Annotated in this window: 13 protein-coding genes; all 13 read right to left on the bottom strand. The window is 51.0% G+C overall.

Going from position 1 to position 18,628, the window contains the following annotated elements; genetic code table 11:
• Positions 1 to 47: 47 nt before the first annotated feature.
• Positions 48 to 380 (bottom strand): plasmid mobilization protein, encoded by a 333-nt coding sequence (locus ACTNB3_RS07420; RefSeq protein ID WP_441024926.1) that lies wholly within the window; start codon positions 378 to 380, stop codon positions 48 to 50.
• Entirely contained in the window at positions 377 to 6,484 is a 6,108-nt protein-coding gene (locus ACTNB3_RS07415) for an SNF2-related protein (protein ID WP_441024963.1), read from the bottom strand. Before ACTNB3_RS07415 ends, ACTNB3_RS07420 begins: the two co-directional genes overlap by 4 nt.
• A 131-nt stretch (positions 6,485 to 6,615) precedes the next feature.
• Positions 6,616 to 6,960: a TnpV protein gene (locus ACTNB3_RS07410; protein ID WP_441024961.1), complete on the bottom strand. Its 345-nt coding sequence runs from the start codon at positions 6,958 to 6,960 to the stop codon at positions 6,616 to 6,618.
• Between the two features lie 802 nt (positions 6,961 to 7,762).
• Positions 7,763 to 7,969, bottom strand: coding sequence for a transposon-transfer assisting family protein (locus tag ACTNB3_RS07405; protein ID WP_005929883.1), 207 nt, complete (start codon positions 7,967 to 7,969; stop codon positions 7,763 to 7,765).
• Entirely contained in the window at positions 7,970 to 8,563 is a 594-nt protein-coding gene (locus tag ACTNB3_RS07400) for a YodL domain-containing protein (protein ID WP_441024923.1), read from the bottom strand.
• Complete coding sequence (locus ACTNB3_RS07395) at positions 8,550 to 8,858, bottom strand: hypothetical protein (RefSeq protein WP_008396497.1); 309 nt, start codon at positions 8,856 to 8,858, stop codon at positions 8,550 to 8,552. The genes ACTNB3_RS07400 and ACTNB3_RS07395 overlap by 14 nt, the downstream gene beginning before the upstream one ends.
• Complete coding sequence (locus ACTNB3_RS07390) at positions 8,855 to 9,742, bottom strand: LPD16 domain-containing protein (RefSeq protein WP_441024922.1); 888 nt, start codon at positions 9,740 to 9,742, stop codon at positions 8,855 to 8,857. The genes ACTNB3_RS07395 and ACTNB3_RS07390 overlap by 4 nt, the downstream gene beginning before the upstream one ends.
• Entirely contained in the window at positions 9,739 to 11,817 is a 2,079-nt protein-coding gene (locus tag ACTNB3_RS07385; protein WP_427819632.1) for a DNA topoisomerase 3, read from the bottom strand. The genes ACTNB3_RS07390 and ACTNB3_RS07385 overlap by 4 nt, the downstream gene beginning before the upstream one ends.
• Before the next feature lie 215 nt (positions 11,818 to 12,032).
• Positions 12,033 to 12,827 carry an aminoglycoside O-phosphotransferase APH(3')-IIIa gene (aph(3')-IIIa, locus tag ACTNB3_RS07380; RefSeq protein ID WP_001096887.1) on the bottom strand — a complete coding sequence of 265 codons (795 nt, stop codon included), beginning with the start codon at positions 12,825 to 12,827 and terminating at the stop codon, positions 12,033 to 12,035.
• 188 nt (positions 12,828 to 13,015) lie between these two features.
• Positions 13,016 to 14,179: a CD1107 family mobile element protein gene (locus ACTNB3_RS07375; protein ID WP_441024921.1), complete on the bottom strand. Its 1,164-nt coding sequence runs from the start codon at positions 14,177 to 14,179 to the stop codon at positions 13,016 to 13,018.
• Entirely contained in the window at positions 14,176 to 14,427 is a 252-nt protein-coding gene (locus ACTNB3_RS07370) for a DUF4315 family protein (RefSeq protein ID WP_238078482.1), read from the bottom strand. The genes ACTNB3_RS07375 and ACTNB3_RS07370 overlap by 4 nt, the downstream gene beginning before the upstream one ends.
• 35 nt (positions 14,428 to 14,462) lie before the next feature.
• On the bottom strand, positions 14,463 to 16,232 hold the full coding sequence (locus tag ACTNB3_RS07365; RefSeq protein ID WP_441024919.1) for a C40 family peptidase: 1,770 nt from the start codon (positions 16,230 to 16,232) through the stop codon (positions 14,463 to 14,465).
• A 3-nt stretch (positions 16,233 to 16,235) separates the two neighbouring features.
• Positions 16,236 to 18,623 carry a VirB4-like conjugal transfer ATPase, CD1110 family gene (locus ACTNB3_RS07360; protein WP_441024960.1) on the bottom strand — a complete coding sequence of 796 codons (2,388 nt, stop codon included), beginning with the start codon at positions 18,621 to 18,623 and terminating at the stop codon, positions 16,236 to 16,238.
• Positions 18,624 to 18,628: the final 5 nt, after the last annotated feature.

Below are 18,628 nucleotides of genomic sequence, written 5' to 3'. Positions count from 1 at the left end.
AGTTTCATCTGTGCCATGTGCTGTAGAAATCCCGCACATTTGCGCCGTCAGCGAATACCAGAAAGTCTCTTCAGGATCAGCTTCTGCATCTCCCAGAGTTCATCCAGTCGCTTCTGCAAATCCCGGATATCCTCCGCATAGATGCTTCCGGATTCATTGGCTCGTTTTGCGTACTGGTTCAGGTTGTTGCTGCATCGGCGAAGGAGGGTAGACACCTGCGCCACATCTGACAAATCAAGATTTACGCAGTACCCGTCCATCGCCATTTTTCTCATATAGGCACCGGTATTCCGAATCCCCAATTCCTTCTGCTTTTCACGAATCCTCGCCAGCTCTTCCGCGTTTACCCGGACATTGATCCAGTGTTCCCGAACACTCATAGTGCCACCTCCTCATCATTTCGATGTGTCATCGGCGGAATGCACCCTGCACGGTCACGCAGCTCTGCCAGGACAGACGGCTTTTCCGTTGTTCTCTCACGGTCTGGATCATCATTTTCACGGTCATCCATATTCAGCAGTGCGTCCAGTTCTGCCAGTCTTGCACTCTTTTCCGCCAGTTCTGCCTCCTGGGGGAACGGCTTTCCAAGCTCGGCCTGCGCAGCTTCCTGCTGGCTCCTAAGATTGTCCAGTTGCTGTTCCGCCTTCTCCAGCCTTGCAGGAATCCCGGCAAGAGCATTATCCAAACGCTGGATATTGCCCGCAGCACTGGTGCCGATGGGCACCCGGTGGGTCATCTCGCCTTTCAGCAGCACCTGATACTCTTTCTGGAAGCTGTCATATGACAACTCCATCTTGAAACCGCGATAGCTGCCAAGCGGCACCGGCTCCAAACTCTGATTGGCTTTACAGACCACAAGAATTGCTTCACCGGCCTCGGCTTTTTCAGTAAATTGTGTGCCATTCACCTCCATACCGCAGAACTCCTCTTCCGGCAGCGGATGTGCCGCCACCGTCCGAATATCCGACTGAAAGCCCTTGATGAACCCTTGCGTTTTCTCAATCTCCGCAGGGAAATATTTCATCAATTTATCTTCCAATCGGTACTGCTGGCTCTGATGATCCGCCTTCAATACTTTCAGCCTTGCAACATCTACATCCAAGTCCATTTTCTCCTTGATTTGCGGGTCTCCGGCACAAAGTGCCTTGATCTCTGCATAGGAAAGAGCCTGCTCATCTACATCATCACAGGAACGTACCGGAGATTTGCTGGTCATGATCTGGCTGATAAATTTCTGCTTATTCTCCAGTGTCTGATAGAGGTAGGCATCAAAAGTTCCTTCCGTCACATACTGATAAACCTGCACTTCTTTGTTTCGGTTTCCCTGACGGATGATACGACCATTTCGCTGGGTCATATCCGCAGGCCGCCAGCCCACATCCAGATGATGCACGGCCACCAGCCTGTCCTGCACGTTCGTGCCTGCACCCATCTTCTGTGTCGAACCTAACAATACCCGTACCTGTCCGGTACGCACTTTGGCAAACAAATCTTTCTTTTTTGCCTCAGTATCGGCATCATGAATAAATGCGATTTCTTCTTCCGGCACACCGGACTGAATTAGTTTGGCGCGGATATCCTCATAGACATTGAAGGTTCCATCGTTCTTCGGCGTGCTGAGGTCGCAGAACAGCAACTGGGTCAGCTTATCCGACTGTCCTTCCTCATAAATCCGAAGCACATTCCGCACACAGGCGTTGAGCTTGCTATTTGGGTCATCCGGCAGGAGCGGATTCATCAATCGCTGATCCAGTCCCAGCTTTCTGCCATCCGATGTGATTTTCAGCATGTTATCGACCGACGGGTCTACCACACCGGAATGCACAACCGCCGCCCGTTCCGAAAGCTCCGCCACCATCGCCTGCTGATGCTCCGAAGGCTGCACCACCACGGTTTCAAATTTTGCCTCCGGCACCGGCAGATGCAGCTGATCGGAAGTCTTGATATCTGCCACTTCCTTGAACATATTCATCAGCTCCGGCAGGTTGAAGAATTTTGCAAATCTTGTTCTTGCCCGGTATCCGGTTCCTTCCGGTGCCAGCTCAATGGCTGTGGTGGTCTCACCAAAGGTAGAAGCCCAGCTGTCGAAATGGGTCAGCCCTTTCTGCTGCAACGTGCCGTACTGGAGATACCGCATCATGGTGTAAAGCTCCGTCATGCTGTTGCTAACCGGGGTGCCGGTCGCAAAAATGATGCCGCGCCCGCCTGTCAACTCGTCCATATATTGGCACTTCATAAACATATCCGAAGATTTCTGCGCTTCCGATGTGGACAAGCCTGCAACATTGCGCATTTTTGTGTAGAGGAACAGATTCTTAAAGGCATGTGCTTCGTCTACAAACAGTCGGTCTACGCCCAGCTGCTCAAAGGTAATCACATCGTCTTTTCGGTCGGTTGCCCGAAGTTTCTCCAATCTCGCCTCCAATCCTTTCCGGGTCTTTTCCATCTGTTTGATGGAGAAACGTTCGCCATTCTGGGATTTCATCTCAGCAATGGCGTTTTCGATTTCATCAATCTGGGCAGTCAAAATCCGCTCCTGCCGTTCTGCGGACACCGGAATTTTCTCAAACTGGGAATGCCCGATGATGACTGCATCGTAATCACCAGTAGCAATTCGTGCGCAGAACTTCTTTCTGCGGGCAGTTTCAAAGTCCTTTTTGCTTGCCACCAGCAATTTTGCACTCGGATACAGACGCAGAAACTCGTTTGCCCACTGAAGGGTCAAATGATTCGGAACGACAAACATGGATTTCTGGCACAGTCCCAGCCGTTTTGCCTCCATAGCAGAAGCGGCCATCTCGAAAGTCTTACCGGCACCCACTTCGTGGGCCAGCAGCGTATTGCCGCCGTACAGCACATGAGCAATGGCATTCTGCTGGTGTTCCCGCAGCCGGATTTCCGGATTCATGCCGCCAAAGCGGATATGAGAACCATCATACTCACGGGGACGAGTGCTGTTGAACAGCTCGTTATACTTTTCCACAAGTTCCGCGCGGCGATAAGGGTCTTTCCACACCCAGTTCTGGAACGCATCCTTAATGGCCTGCTGTTTCTGCTGGGCGAGGGTGGTCTCCTTTTTATTCAGAACCCGCTTCTGCTTGCCGTCTGCATCCTCCACGGTATCGTAAATACGAATATCCCGCAGATTCAGCGTATCCTCCAGAATTCGGTAGGCATTGGCACGGCTGGTGCCGTAGGTCATATAGGCATGAACATCATTCCGGCTCGGTGTACTCTTGCCGGTAATTTGCCATTCTGCCGTCATGGGAGAGAATTTCACTTCAATATTTCTGCGCAAATAGCACGGCGGTTCAAAGGTTTCTTCCATAAACTGCTGGATATAATCCCGATTGACCCATGTGGCACCAAGGCGCACATCAATCTCCGACGCATCCAGGTCTTTCGGCTGTGCTTTCTTCAAATATTCCGTGTTTACCGCAAAGGCAGGGTCAGAAGCCGCAGCCAGTTCTGCCACGCGGAGTTTTTCCCGGACATTGCCGGACAGATATTCATCAGCCGTCACCCAGCCGGTTTCCTCGCCGCCCTGCGTCATCGGGTCTTTGAAAATGACACCATGCAGTTCCTGCTGGATTTTTTCAAATTCTCCCGGTGTACCTAAAAGCTCCGACATATAGGGCAAATCCACTTTGCCGCGCTCTCCGATGGAGATTGCCAGAGCCTCTGCCGGAGTATCTACGCTGGTAACAGCCCGTTCCGGTCGAATCGTCCGTTTGGTGAACATATCCGCCTTGGATTCCAGCCTGCCGTTTTCATCTACATTTTCCAGAGAGCAGAGCAGATAATAAGACGAATCTTCTGAAAAAGCCTGCGCATTTGCACGGGAGTTGATAAGCCCATACTGATCGGCGAATCGGTCATAGGCTACATTCAGTTCCCGCTGTTTCTGGGCAATCGCGTCCTCCGGATAATCGTTCAGCTGATAGTCGATCAGTTCCTGCACAATGGTACGAAGCTCCACCATGCCCTTGATCCTGCCGGTGGCTGTCGCAGAAAGGTCAGCCTTTCGCATGATGCTGTTCTCACGGAAGTAGACATCCCCATCCACCACCGCATAGGAGAAGTTCTTTACATTGGGGTCTGCCGGAATGGTTTCGCCCTGCAAGGACAGTTCTTCCTCCGGTGCCAGCTCCTGCGCTTCATAGTGACCGCCGATATGCTGCACAGCCTCATGCAGCTGGTCTCCCAGATCCTCATCCGGAATCGGAATGACCGTACATTCTTCCTTGCCGTACTGGGTACTTTCCGTTGTAATCTCACCCAGCACCATTTCCGGGTGGTCAACAAAATAGCTGTTGAGGGTAATACCCTCCGATATCAGCCCCAGATGCACCCAATCCGGTTCGATATCAATTGGATGGTCTCTCTTTTGCAGAAAAATGATATCCGACACTACATCTGTACCGGCATTGGCACGGAATGCGTTGTTAGGAAGTCGAATGGCTCCCAGCAGTTCTGCCCGTTGCGCCAGATACTTTCGCGCGTCCGGATTCTTGGAATCCATCGTGTAGCGGCTGGTAACAAAGGCCACGATGCCACCAGGACGAACCTGATCCAATGCCTTGGCAAAGAAATAGTTGTGGATAGAAAATCCGAGTTTATCATAGGGTTTATCGCTGACACGGTAGTTGCCAAAGGGCACATTGCCCACGGCCAGATCATAGAAGTCGCGCCGGTCGGTGGTTTCAAAGCCTGCCACCTTGATTTCTGCCTGCGGATACAATTTCTGCGCAATGCGCCCGGTGATGGAATCCAGTTCCACACCATACAGTCTGCTTCCCAGCATGGAATCCGGCAGCATACCGAAGAAGTTGCCGACACCCATCGACGGTTCCAGAATATTGCCTTTCTCAAATCCCATACCGTCCAATGCCTCATAGATTGCACGGATCACGGTAGGGCTGGTGTAATGCGCATTCAGAGTCGAAGCCCTGGCTGCGGCATATTCTTCTTCCGTAAGAGCTGCTTTCAGCTCCTTATATTCGCCTGTCCAGGCAGTTTTCTCTGCGTCAAAGGCATCTGCCAGCCCACCCCAGCCGACATAATTGGCCAGCGTTTCCTGTTCCTCCGGTGTCGCATCCCTATGCTGATTTTCTAAGGCTTTCAGCGTGTAGATGGCATCCATGTTGGCACGGAATTTCTGCTTAGGACTGCCTTCGCCGAGGTGAAAGCTGTTGATGCGGTAGTTCTCCGCATGTTTTGCTTCATGCCCTGCCCGGAACGCTTCTTCTTTTCCAGAATTCAGATCAACCACCAGATTGTGCAGGTGAACATTTTCCTCATGCCCCAAAATTCTTGCCAGATTTTCCTTGCTTTCCGAGCGGAAGATCGGATACACGGAATCCGGGTCCCGAAGTTCCACATCGAAAAGCCCGACTTTTTCAATCGTAAATGCCTTTCCGTCCAGATACAGCGTATCGCCAACGCGATAATCCGGCTGCACCGGAGCTGCGGGTTCTGGCTGCACAGTTGCAGGCTCTTTTTCAGCCTCCATGTTCCTGCCGCGAATCTCCTGCAACGCCTCTGATGCACTCACATAATCGGCAAATGTCTGCACTTTTCCGTCCGAATATCCGTAATACTCTTCTTTGACATAATCCCAGATGGCAAACGCATCTTTAGAATCCGGAAAGTTCTCGCCGGTCATTGTGACCACAAACCGTTCATCCGGTGCATAGCCAGACTCTCTGGAAAGTTCGCTGGCGTGTTCCTGCATTTCCAGTACCAGAGGATCTGTCTCTGCGTGAGCCGATTCCTGTACTTCTTCGGATTCCACATCTGGGAATGGAATGTCCTGCTGCAAATTCTGCTTGCTCTGTTCAACATAGAGCCAGTCTTTTGCTTCCCGTTCCTGAACTTTTTCAATCAACTGCTGGCGGTAGGTCTCTGCCTCCCATTCGCTGGTAAACTCTTCGCTGACACCATCCGGCTCCACATGAATGCCGTCCTGAATATCATCCCAGACCGCATAACCATCGTCTGTCTCCATCACGGTAAACCGCTGTGGTGCCGCCAGTTCACTCCGGGCATATACATCCGCAGCCGTATTCAGCATGTTGTCCACATGCTCATTTCCGGTATCGTAGCGTTCCGGTGGCGTTGGCGGAAACACATGGGCGGCAGTCGGCATAGGAAGCGGCGCGCCGTATTCCTGCTCCAGCTTCCGATACTCTTCCATTTCCAGCGCGGTCAGGTACTGATCATTTTCCACAAGCCGGTCTAACCGCTTATCCACCGCCGACCATGTGAGTCGCACTTCCCGGTCATGGTCATAATTGCGAAGCAGAATACCTCTTCCGTTATAATCGGCAAAACCGCGACTGCCATCCATAAAGGTATAGCTGTGGCCACCGAGACCGTATTCCGCTTTCAAGAATGCAGCTCGTTCTTTTGCGTCCCCTTGCTGCTGATACAGCGAATAAATACGGATCTTTCCGCCTTCAAAATTGGAGCCTGTCCGCAGCATCCGGTCGATTTCATCCTCAGAAATGACAAAAGCGGAGGGCTTTTCGCTCTCCGCTTCTTTGGCTGCATTTTCTGCCGCCGCATCAATTTTCTGAATCTGCTCTGCTTCGGACTGAAACAGACTCATGAAGTTTAACTGTTGATAAGTTCCGTCAGAATGACTTCCTCTGCCTGCGCTTTCAGCATGTTCATGTGCTGCACCCAGGCCATCTGGTTCAATTTCTTGTCCGGTGCCGGATTCGCTTTCAGAAGATCCGCCATCATCTGCTCCATCCGTGCGGTCACGGTCTTCTGAATCTCCCACAGGTGCGGATACAGCTTCTCGGTCAGGATCAGGTGATTGTACAGCAGCGTGTTGTTCTCCTGCAGGAACGCTCTGCGCATCCTCCCGTACTTGCCCAGGGGCTTCTGTTCCTGCACCGACAACTGGATGTCCGGAATCAGGTAATCGCCGTTCTTCGTGTAATTCAGCTCCATCATAGTTTTGGCTCCTTTCTGCCTGCTTATCTCTTTCATAGGTTCGGATCGTGCGTTCAATTTCCCGGAAGATCTGGCTGGACATTTCGCTGACCGCAGTTCCCAGCACATTGGCGGCAGCCTGCGTATTAAAATCAAAGATGTCCAGAAAATCCTCGTGTTCAAAATAGTCATCTGCATTGCCTACCGTCCGGGTAAAGACGGAAAATGCGATGCTGACAGCGGCAGCTCTCTTAAAGGAAGCTCCGATGTTGAGTTCATCATACCCTTCCAGATAGGAATCAGCAACGATGTCACTAATCTGCCTGCGGTTTTCCTCCCAGTAATCCCTTGCAAGGCGTTCCGCCGCTTCCATGATATGATTTTCCAGAGACCCGGCACCTGCAGGAACATCAAACGCTGCATCCAGTGCCCGAATGATTGGCTGCTCATGCTCCGCATTCATTTTCCAGAGCTGTACCGGGCGGGAATTCTTCCGTTCGCCGGTATCTGCCACATCAAATACATACCGCAATTTCGGTTGCTCCCCGCGCATATCCAAAAGAGCAATGCCCTTGGAGCCACGCTTCACATAGCGGTTCATCCGATCATTCCAGAGATCGTACTCTGCACAGGCCGTCGCTTCTGGCCTCTGCTTATAGATCATCAGCTGCTCCGCAAAGGGATACTTATAAAGCCGCGCGGATGTGGTCAGAAACGCTGTCCACTGTTCTTTGCTGCCAGTGATCTGTGCCGCAGCTTCCTGCGCCATCTGCATATAATAAGCCGTTTTCGTCATCATCTGTCTTTTTCCTCCTCTCCTTTATTCGTCCGGATACAAATCCAGTGCCTCATATTCTGCATCCGTCATCTCTGCCAGTTTTGCAAGCAGCGAGGCCGTCCACCTGCGCAGGTTTCTGTCTCTGCCCGTCAGACTTTTTTGCATCTTTTGAAGCTCTTCGATCAGCCCTGTCCGTGTGCCAGGGCTGTAAAGCATCATGAGCATCCATTCGTCATCCGTAAAACGCATTTATAACTCCTTTTCTTCGCAGCACCTGCGAGGCGGCGCAGGCGGCACAGCCTCCTGCTTTTCCTTCAGCTGATCCAGAACCGATGCTTTCTCCACCGGTTCTTCCTTCTTTCCGTTATTGATTACGCCGTCAATCATGCCGTAATCGTCCTCCATCGCCATTTCTTCGGCTTTCAGGTAGTTCTCCGGTTTCAAAAATCCGGGCAGTTCCTGGAAGCCGATGGAATCCACATAGTGACAGCTTACAACACCATTCTGCCGTAAAGCCACGATGTCAGACACAGAAAGACTATGACCAGTAAAATCATCAGGGCGGGAAACATTGAATTTCGCATACAGTTCCTCCAACATCGTATTCTGATCCTTGTAGGGAAGAAGCGGAGCCGTATAAACCACCTCATAATGGTCAATATCCGGTTCCAGCCCTATCCGTTCCAGTTCGCGCATAGACGAAAAGCGTTCATATACCGTATCCTCGCTGCGGCGAAGCTGCAAAATCGCATACTGGTCGGTAGTACTGTCGAGAAATGCCATCATTCTTTCGTCCGGTGCCTGCGTTCCATGCACTTCATCCCATTTTTCAATTCTTGCCATCGTTCATTTCTCCCTTCTCCATAAACGGCAGGCCGTTTTCCTTTGCTTCCTGCCGCTGCTGTTCCCGCCGCTTTTCACTATAAGGCGGTCGGATACCGACGCAGCGTTTCGGAATCGTATAAGTGACCGACCCATGCTCCCGGTGCTCCAAAATAAACTGCTCCGGATACTGTTTTCGCAGTTCCCGAAGCTTCTTAATCAGGCGGCTGTCATGGGTATAAATGCTGGCGGTATCCAGTTCATTATCAAAATTGATGACGGTTTCCTGCTCTGCCTTCGTAAGCTTGTATTTCATCGCTCTGCCTCCTTCGCCTTGGCAGCTTTCACCGGCGTATCCGTTCTGGAAGACAAATCCGAGAGTTTACCCAGCACAGATTCCCGTCTGCTGATTTCCGCTTCCTCTGCACGATCACAAAGTTCATCATAGTCAATCCGCGTCATGGTACGGCCACCGAACCCATAATCCGAAAGAATCTGGTCTCTGGCTGCATTCATGCTGATTTCCGGGTTGTCGATCTGCCCGCCGTCAATTTCCGTGAAGTCCTTATGATATAAGGTATAGTCGTAACCGTCCTCACAGGTCTGAATGGTAAGAAAGCCCTTGCTTCCCAAATCCCATGCGCTGCGTTCTTCCGTAATCAGTGGCTCCGGGCGGCATGTACCACCGCCGCGTTCCAGCATTTCTGCCAGCTGACAGATGTGCAAAACATCATACCCCAGGCGCAAATGATATTCGTCCATATACTCGCAGCGAGCCGAAAACTTCCGATTCGGATACTCGATCTCCACCGCACTGCCATCCGGAATTTTGAATCGATCTTCGTAGCTGCTGGTGATAAACCGGATATTTTTAGCATTCTCCAGCTCAGGATCAGCCTTTTTCATCTGCCAAAGAACCTTTCTGCCGCCGCGTACCTGCTCCAGCATCTCCGGAGCTACCGGTGCAACGGTAAGACCTGCAATCTGGGGAATCTTCTGGAGTGCTGCCATCCTCGCGCTTTCTTCCAAAGTAGAAAACGGCTGTTTATCCAACACATCCCAGCCAATATGTCCCTCGGCAATCTGTACCTTGCTGTCCATATCAAAGCAATGGAACTCCACGCCGTCCTGCTTTTCCTGCAAGGAAAGCAGCGCCGCATTATCCACCAGATAAGTTGCATTCATCATTTTCATGCTCATTCTTTACCTCCAAACTCCAACTTAAATGCTGCTGCACCGTCCTCGCCGGTCTCTACACGAACGGTTGTGTCATAGTAACGTCCTGACTTCTTGGAATAGCAATGGGTAAGCCGTGCTTTTCCCTGATTTACCAGTTGCTTTGCCAGCTCCTCCGTCATCTGCTTTCCCAGTGTCTGAAAAAATCTGTTTTCCTTCCAGAGCGCAAATTTGCAGCTCTTATCCCTGCAAAACCATCCCTTTCCCGTTTCGCAGACATCACTGCCGCAGGCCGGGCAGGAACCAATAACTTTGCGCTCCGACTGCATCAGAACATCGGCACCTTTCACAGCCTCGTAGGTTTTTACAAGTCCGCTGACCATGCTGCTGATTTCGCCCATAAAGGCATCGCTGTCATACTCGCCGTGTTCTATTTTCAGCAATTTTTCCTCCCAGTCTGCCGTCATGGAGGGGGACTGGATCTGTTCCGGCACCACCGTCACCAGCGCATTTCCCTTATCCGTAGAGCAAAGGTATTTCGTTCTCTTATCGCCTCTGCGCTCGATAAAGCCCTTCTGCACCAGTTTTTCGATGATGGCAGCGCGTGTGGCCGGTGTTCCGATGCCTTTTCGCTCTACGCCAGCCGGGAATTCATCTGAGCTGGCACTCTCCATCGCTGAAAGCAGAAGGTCTTCGGTAAATCTCTTGGGTGGGCTGGTCTTACCTTCTTTCAGATCGACACCAGCAAGTTCCAGTGTCATGCCTTCCGAAAGTTTCGGCAGATCACCTGCCTCCGCATTCTTCTCAGCGTCTTCACTCGACTTTCCGGCATATCGCCTCCAGCCCATATCCGTGACAGTTTTTCCTTTCGTGCCGAACTTCTGACCGGCGCACTCCGCTTCTACTATGGTTTCTGCATAGTGGCAGGGTGTTCCGACTGCACAAATCAGCCGCACCGCCAGCATGGTAAGAATCGCCTGTTCTCCACTGGGAAGAGAGGAAATGTCATAACCTGCCGCTGTTTTTGTAGGAATAATGGCATGGTGATCAGTGACTTTCTTGGAATTGATGACCTGCGCTGCATTCACCAGTGCTGGCACATCCGGCTGAATCCGAAAGCTCTGCTGGATCGCAGAAACAAGTTCCGGCACCAGCGGTGCCATATCATCCGTCAGATACCGGCTGTCGGTACGGGGATAAGTCACGAGTTTCTTCTCGTACAGAGCCTGCGTGTAATCCAGGGTCTGCTGGGCAGTGAATCCCAGCTGCCGGTTTGCTTCTCTCTGAAGCGAGGTCAGATCAAACAAGGCCGGGGGCTTCTCTGATTTTTCTTTCTGCTCCACCTTGGTAATGATGGCACTCCCCGCCTGACAGCACTCTGCCACCAGTTTTTCTGCTTCTGCTTTTTCTTTCATCCGATCACCGCCCGCTTGAAAATCCCGAAATTTCAATTCTGCCGAGTAGAACGGCTCCGGCTTGAACGCCCGAATTGCTGCATCCCGCATGACCACCATCGCAAGCGTTGGTGTCATCACGCGCCCTACATTCAGGGTCTGCCCATACAGACATGAAAAAAGCCGGGTGGCGTTGATTCCGACAATCCAGTCGGCACGCTCCCGGCATAAAGCCGCCTCATATAAGGCATCATATTCTGTTCCCGGTCTGAGCTTCTGAAAGCCTTCCCGGATCGCACTGTCCTCCATCGAAGAAATCCACAGACGTTCCACCGGCTTTTTGCAGCCGCACTGATGGTAAACCAGTCGGAAAATCAGTTCTCCCTCACGGCCTGCGTCGGTTGCACAGATCAGGCTCTCCACATCTTTCCGCTGCATGAGCTTTCTCAGGATTCCAAACTGCTTTTTCGTGCTGGCGGACACCTGATACTGCCAATGTTCCGGCAAAATCGGAAGATCATCATACCTCCACTTGGCATACTTTTCATCATAGGCTTCCGGCTGAGAAAGTTCCACCAGATGCCCTACACACCAGCTGACAAGGTAGCTATTGCCCTCCATATAACCATCCCCGCGCTGATTTGCCCCAATCACCTTCGAGAGGCTCATGGCAACCGAGGGCTTTTCCGCTAATACAAGCTTCATTTGATACTGCTCCTTTCGCAAAAAAATTAGCAGCCAGGCACCGAAGCACATGACTGCTATGTAAGGAACTGTATTCCGTTTTAGGTCTACAAACTGGAAGTTGTCTAAAATAGTAAAGCCGTACCGCTTACTATTTTTTCTTTTACTGCTGAAACAGTATCTTAGATGTCTAAAAAGCTTGTAGTTAAAGCTTTTTAGACATCTAAATCTAGGTACTAAAACAATTCATCCAGTAAAATATAATATTTTATTTTCTCCCAATCAGGCTTGATCCCCAGTAAGTCAAAAAATAGCTCGACATACTGTTCTTCCCCGATATCCTCCCTGATCGACCGGACGCAGAAGGCAATGTCATACCACTTGTCCGCCCTGCCGCTTCTCCCAAGATCAATAAAGCCACTTACTTTGCCATCTTTCACAAAGATGTTGCTGTCTCCCAGGTCGCCGTGGGAAAAGACAAGTTCCTCTTCGGGCTTTTCCGTCTTTAAAAAATCATACAGCTCGCGCGGATCTTTAAATGGAGTGTCTTCTTCCCAGTTTTCGCAATCCACATCGGCCAGATCGTTATTCAGTAAGTAATCCAATTCGGCTAAGCGGCTGTCTAAGCTATTCGTATAGGGACAATCCGATATGTCGATGGAGTGAAAGAGCCTGATGCACTCCGCATACAGCTCGATAATCTTTTCAGGGCTTTGTTCATCTTCATACTCTTCCGAGCAAAGGACGCCATCGGCCTCACTCATGAGCAGATTGCTCCAGCCATCATGCCGTTCAAAGTGCAGGACCTTTGGAACAGGCAGCTTTCCTTCCAGCCATAGCATCATGTCCTTTTCCCGTTCCACATCATAGGTGGTCCCTTTATACCGGCTGTCCGTCATTTTTAAATATAGGTTTTCATTTTCTCCCACCAGCTTATATACCTTAGCAGGAGACATTCCTTCCGTATCTTTTACGCAGCGGTATTTTTCGATCAGTTTTTTCAATTCCGGTGATATTCTCATTTTAGCCATTCTACCTTGATTCATCTATATTTTACCTCCACAACTTCCGATTTGTATCACTGTTCTTACTCTCTATTTTATCAGATATCGCCTACGGATTCCATAGCTTCATAGCTCAAAATAATTCATCCACAAACCATTTAGCTATGTAAAAGGGACGGCTTCTCAGCCGCCCCTACCGGTCAACGCTGCCTTAATCAGACAGGTTCATCGTCCGATTCTGCTTCGTAATCCTCATTGACATCCACTTCTTCATCCTCGTCACCATCATCCTCCGGCAGCTGGAGCGCATCTTCATCTTCATCGTGATAATCTGCATCCGGGTCCGGCTGATTTTTCTTGGATACAGGCGTTACGCCCTTCATCTTGATATAGAGATAACCGCCGACACCAGCTGCACCAATCACAAACAGAAGCAGCATAATCATCGGAAGCGGAGACGCTTTCTTCTGCTCGTTCTCTGTTTTCTGCTCTTCCGGTGCAGGCTCCGTCTCCTGCGGTTTTTCGGTTTCCGCAGGCTCCGTGACTTCCGGTTCCTTCTCCTGATACTTGGCAGCTTCCTCTTCATCCATCAGCGCAAGCAAATCGGCCTCATCCACCATGTTCAGAAAATGCACATTCTGGTTGCCGTCCTTATCGCGGTCGATAATCAGATAGAAAGTGTTTCCCGCCTTTGTCACCAGCGTGATGAACTGCTGGCTGGATTTATCTTCTTTCTCACCGATATCGTCCACCAGCGTCATATTTCCTTCCGGGGTCAGAGCTGTACTGGATTCCTTTTCACTCTCGGATGACAGTCCGCCCTGCATCAGATCCAGAAACAACTTCAGAGCATCTTCACTGAACATGCTGCTGTCTTTTCCAGAATCCGTGACATTCAGGTATTTTCCATGTGCATACCCGGTTTTGCCATTGAAGTTCACCTTATACCAGTCACCGCATTTTTCGACAATCTCCACCGTATCACCGGAATGTAGATACCCGATAATCTCCTGATCCATGCCGGGACCGGAACGGAAATGCAAGCTGGTGATACCCGGCACCACCGTGCCAGTCTGCTTTGGGGACTTTTCGCTGCCGATGTTGTATTCCTTGCCGCCCACCGTAACGATCAGGTTCCCATCCGCATCCGTAGAGACTTCATAGCCATCCGGCAGCACCTGCATGTCCGGGTCGATTTCGATGTTGTCGGTATTGTCCGTTTTCCCTGCATTTGCACTTTCCGCTGCATCCGTCTCCTGCGCAGCGGTACTGGCAGATGTGTTCTTCTGCACATCATTGCCCGTATAGGCAAACGCTGTGGTCGTAAAGGTTCCTGCTGCCATCACGCTGGCAAGCAGCATTGCCATCATCTTTTTCATTCCATATCCTCCATTTCTTTCTCATCCAGTTTCAGATTTTCCGGGTTTGGAACCGCAGCCTGCGCCATCTGAATGATGACTGCCAGCTGTTCCGGGGTCAGGCTTTGGGCATGTACCATTTCACAGATTTCGCTGTTTTCCTGCTCGTGGTACTTTCTGTCCCATTCCTTTCTGCGTTCCTCCCACTCATCGCGTTTTCTGCGGGCTTTCTCCCGCTCCGCAGCAATCTTTTCCAGTTTCAAGCTCATATCGTTTCCTTTCCGGGCGAATAAACGCCCTGTTTTTATCGAATTCTTCCCATGCAGTAATAGTGCTGCCTCCAGTAGTTCGTCTCAATGGAAGCATAGGAAATTGGGTTGCCGCAGTGGATCATCATCCCGTTGCCGACATAAATGCCCACATGGGACGCTCCGCTGGTGTTGTAGGTTTTCTGGAAGAAGATCAGGTCTCCGGGCTTTGCTTCACTCTTCGGGATAATGTCGCATTTTCCCATCAGACCGTTGGCCGTCTGCCTGCCTACATTCCAGCCATTTCCGCAGTGGTTGATGACCCAGCTGACAAAGCCGGAACAGTCAAAGCTGGTACTCGGCGAGCTGCCGCCCCAGACATAGGGATAACCGAGATATTTCTCTGCTTCGGTAATCATCTTCCGGAATTTTTCATCCGTCAGAGCTTCGCCCGGAATGTCGTAATCCTGGTATTCTCCGCTGGAACCCACGCCGTCCGGCGTTGCAAAGGCGATGCCTGCAAACAGATCATCCCGATTGCCCCTGCACTCCAATGTGACTTCGTAGCGTTGCAGCTGGTCATCTGTAAGGCCGGAATTTCTGGCAACATAGTCCACACCCCGATTGAGCAGCGTTACATTGAGAATTTTATACTCATACTGTACCGTCACCTGATAGGTGTAGGTGTGTCCGGTTCCGGTGATTGGATTGTAGCGATAACCCACACGGGTTTCTTTCCTTGTCCGGATTTCCACCTTTTCCACCAGCTTCAGCTCATACTGCGCTTCAAAAATACTCTGGAGCCGCGCCTGCACCTGACTTCTCGTATAGTTTTCAAATTCTACGGTCAGTAGAGAAGCAAGCTCATAGGGATTGTGACCAATCTCTTCCAGATTGTAGCGATACTCGTCATAGCCCGGATGGTCGGTTTCAATGCGGTCGATTTGTTTGCGAAGTTTATCTTCCAGCTTGGTATAATCCGTCTCCACTCCTTTCAAATCTTCATCTTCCGCTGTGTAGGAAGTTCCCAGCACCACATTGCCGCCGCCATTGATCAAGACGGAGCATGACGAAACCGACCCGGCAATCACCAAAACAAGCAGTCCCACGGCTGCGATACCGATGATGATATGCGAGTGGCTCTGCACAAACTGAAATGCCTTTTCCGTTATACTGGCAGTACCCTGCGCAGCTTTGGCTGTGCCAGCTGCTGTGTTCTCCGCTGCGGCTGCACCTGCCTTCGCAGCGGCATACTCTTTTTTGATAGCCTGCTTCTGCCGCCATCTGGAAAAGAAATTCGAGCCAGCCTGCGGATCAGACTTCATGCGTTCCGCAAAGATGGAATCTACGGCATCTTTATCTGCCTTTTTCTCCAGCCGCTCCAGCTTTTTGTACTGCCGCAGCTTTCGACCATATTGGAACCGGAAACCTGCACGAACTGCGCCTTCCGCTGAACCTTCGGTGAAATGCGCTGTCTCCACACCGGAATTATTATCCCGGTCGGCATTACGCACACTCTGATGTGCTTTGGCTGAAAGTACATCTGTCGCAAGATTCCCCGGCTTCTTTGGCTTTCCATCTTTTTTTCCGGAAGCGACTGCATTCTTCTTCGCTTTTACTTCCTGCTCCGATTTCAGCTTCTTGCTGCGCATCTTGGCAAGATCGGCCTCGTGACGAATCTGTCTTCGGTGTTCCGCTTTTTTCTTGCTGCTTTCTCCCGTACTGCTACCTACGGCTTTGTTTCTGGAATCGCGAAGGGTGTTCTCCGCACCCTCGCGCTCCTGCCGCAGCTTGTCTCCGAGATTCGGATTTTTCTTGCCAGCCATCGCTTACGCCTCCTTTGCTTCCTGCACTTCGGTTAATTTTGTCGTCATAATCCGGTACAGTTCCAGGTCGGTGGGGAAGCGATCAACGAACGGCAAAATCACATTCCCGTAGAACAGCAGTCCTTCGCCTTCACCGGAATGGGTCACATAGGACAGCTGGTGCGGGCTGATGTTCAGCTGATCCGCCAGTATCTGACGGTCACCGGCTGCCTGATTCAGCATATAAATGAAGTCGCTGTTCTCAAAAATGTTCGTCACTTCGCGAGAAGAAAGCAGGTCTTTGACGTTCTGGGTGATGCCGGTGGGAATACCGCCCCATTTACGGAATCGCTTCCAGATTTCCACGCTGTAGGCTGCTGTCTGCTCTTCTTTCAAAAGCAGATGGAACTCGTCCATATAGTAGCGGGTGGCTTTGCCGGCGTTACGGTTGGCGGTCACACGCCCCCAGACCTGATCCTGCACCACCAGCATCCCGATCTTTTTCAGCTGTTTGCCCAGCTCCTTGATGTCATAGCAGACCAGCCGGTTATTGATATCTACATTGGTGCGGTGGTTAAACAGGTTCAGCGAACCGGTCACATAGATTTCCAGTGCTGTTGCCACATGGTGTGCTTCCTTTTCATCCTGCCGGAGCAGAGCCTCGTACAAGTCCTGCAATACCGGCATATTCTCCGGCACCGGGTTCTCAAAATAGGTCTGGTAAATCTGATGAACACATCGGTCGATGACCGTCTTTTCTACCGGCTGCAAGCCTTCCTTACCGCCCACGATCAACTCACACAGGGACAGGATAAAATCTGCTTTCAGGGCAATCGGATTATCCTCTTCCGAATAGTTCGCGTTGATGTCCATCGGGTTGATATACTGCGTGCTGGAAGGGCTGATTTTAATGACCTGCCCCTCAAATTTCTGCACCAGTGCCGTGTACTCGGCTTCCGGATCGCACACGATTACATCATCATCCGTCACCAGGAACGCATTGGCGATTTCTCTCTTGGCAGAGAAGGACTTACCGGAACCGGGAGTGCCAAGAATCAGCCCGTTGGGGTTCTTGAGCTTTTTCCGGTCAACCATAATCAGGTTGTTGGACAGCGCATTAAGCCCATAATACAGAGCCTCTTTCCCGGTCTGAAACAGTTCCTGGGTGGTAAACGGCACGAAAATTGCCGTGCTGCTGGTAGTCATGCTGCGCTGAATCTCAATCAGATTCTGTGCCAGCGGCAGGCAGCTCATCAGCCCCTGCTCCTGCTGAAAGTCCAGACGGCGCAGGTTGCAGTTGTACTTCTGCGCGATACTGGAAGCTTGAAACACATTGGTTTCCAGCTCCTGCTCCGTCTCGCCGGTGTTCATCACCAGAAAGGTCAGCAGGAACATACGCTCATTCTGGCTCTGCAATTCCTTCAGCAGTGCCTTTGCGTCCTTGCCGTAAGTTGCCAAATCTGACGGAATGATGTCCATATCGTATCCGGAACGGACAGCTTTCTTCTGTTCCTCAATCTTGGAACGATCCAGCTCCGTAATGGTGTGCTTGATGGATTTGATTGCTTTATTCTGGTCTACCGACTGAATGTGCATAGTCACGATCTGGCTGGATTCCATATCCAGAAAATCCTTCAGCAGCTGATCCGACAGGTCGGAAGCCGTGATCTGGAGATAGGACATGGAACCATACATCCCGCCCATCTGAAAAATACGGTTTTTCGGAAAGGCAAACCCGGTCGGCGCAATAAAATCCTTTACCGACAGCCCGCTCTCTGGCAACCACTTCCAATCGAAATTGAATCGGTCATGGTCACCCATGTGGAATATATCGTGCATCAGATGAAGCCGTTCCTTGCCGTTCAGCAATTTTGCCCGGACACCCAAGCGTTTGAAGTTGTTCATCAGGTCGATCTCAATGTGAATGAGCCTCGGCTTTGCCTGTTTCATGGATTCTGCTTCAATGCCAAACGTCAGGTACTTCGTCTTGGTCAGACCGTTGTTGCCCTGGGCAAGCTGGCGGCGCAGCATGGTGCTGTACTCCGTGCGCACCGGATTGAAATGATCCTTCTGGTACGGGATGCGCACCATCTTCTCAAAATTCGAGGCATCCGTAGCCATATTCATAAAAGAAAGCTCAAAGCGGATGCTGGAATCAAAGAAGTTCAGGAAGCTGCACCATTCCTCGAAGATAGCCGTCTGATCTTCCTGCTGCGCCAGCTGGTAATTGATGTCCTGAAACTGAATGGTTTTGGTGTAGTAATTGTCCGTCACACGGCAAATACCGTCCGGGAACATCCGCTGAAAAGGAATGCTCTCCTGTGCCGAATGCGGAACCGTGCGGTCACCCCTTGCACGATCAATCACCGTCTGCACCTGTTTTTGCTCTGCGGCTGACAGATGAGACGGCATTCGGA

Origin of the sequence: Bariatricus sp. HCP28S3_D3 (genome assembly GCF_052065755.1) — a bacterium.
Lineage (GTDB): Bacteria > Bacillota > Clostridia > Lachnospirales > Lachnospiraceae > Allocoprococcus.
The sequence above is the reverse complement of the archived record's forward strand: the minus strand, read 5'-3'. Positions and strand labels throughout refer to the sequence as shown.

Coding starts and splice junctions, on each gene's coding strand:
- ACTNB3_RS07415 (WP_441024963.1), bottom strand. CDS start 6,484: ATGCTGCGGACAGGCTCCAATTTTGAAGGCGGAAAGATCCGTATTTAT.
- ACTNB3_RS07390 (WP_441024922.1), bottom strand. CDS start 9,742: ATGAGCATGAAAATGATGAATGCAACTTATCTGGTGGATAATGCGGCG.
- ACTNB3_RS07375 (WP_441024921.1), bottom strand. CDS start 14,179: ATGAAAAAGATGATGGCAATGCTGCTTGCCAGCGTGATGGCAGCAGGA.
- ACTNB3_RS07395 (WP_008396497.1), bottom strand. CDS start 8,858: ATGAAATACAAGCTTACGAAGGCAGAGCAGGAAACCGTCATCAATTTT.
- ACTNB3_RS07360 (WP_441024960.1), bottom strand. CDS start 18,623: ATGCCGTCTCATCTGTCAGCCGCAGAGCAAAAACAGGTGCAGACGGTG.
- ACTNB3_RS07400 (WP_441024923.1), bottom strand. CDS start 8,563: ATGGCAAGAATTGAAAAATGGGATGAAGTGCATGGAACGCAGGCACCG.
- ACTNB3_RS07365 (WP_441024919.1), bottom strand. CDS start 16,232: ATGGCTGGCAAGAAAAATCCGAATCTCGGAGACAAGCTGCGGCAGGAG.
- ACTNB3_RS07410 (WP_441024961.1), bottom strand. CDS start 6,960: ATGGAGCTGAATTACACGAAGAACGGCGATTACCTGATTCCGGACATC.
- ACTNB3_RS07370 (WP_238078482.1), bottom strand. CDS start 14,427: ATGAGCTTGAAACTGGAAAAGATTGCTGCGGAGCGGGAGAAAGCCCGC.
- ACTNB3_RS07385 (WP_427819632.1), bottom strand. CDS start 11,817: ATGAAGCTTGTATTAGCGGAAAAGCCCTCGGTTGCCATGAGCCTCTCG.
- ACTNB3_RS07420 (WP_441024926.1), bottom strand. CDS start 380: ATGAGTGTTCGGGAACACTGGATCAATGTCCGGGTAAACGCGGAAGAG.
- ACTNB3_RS07405 (WP_005929883.1), bottom strand. CDS start 7,969: ATGCGTTTTACGGATGACGAATGGATGCTCATGATGCTTTACAGCCCT.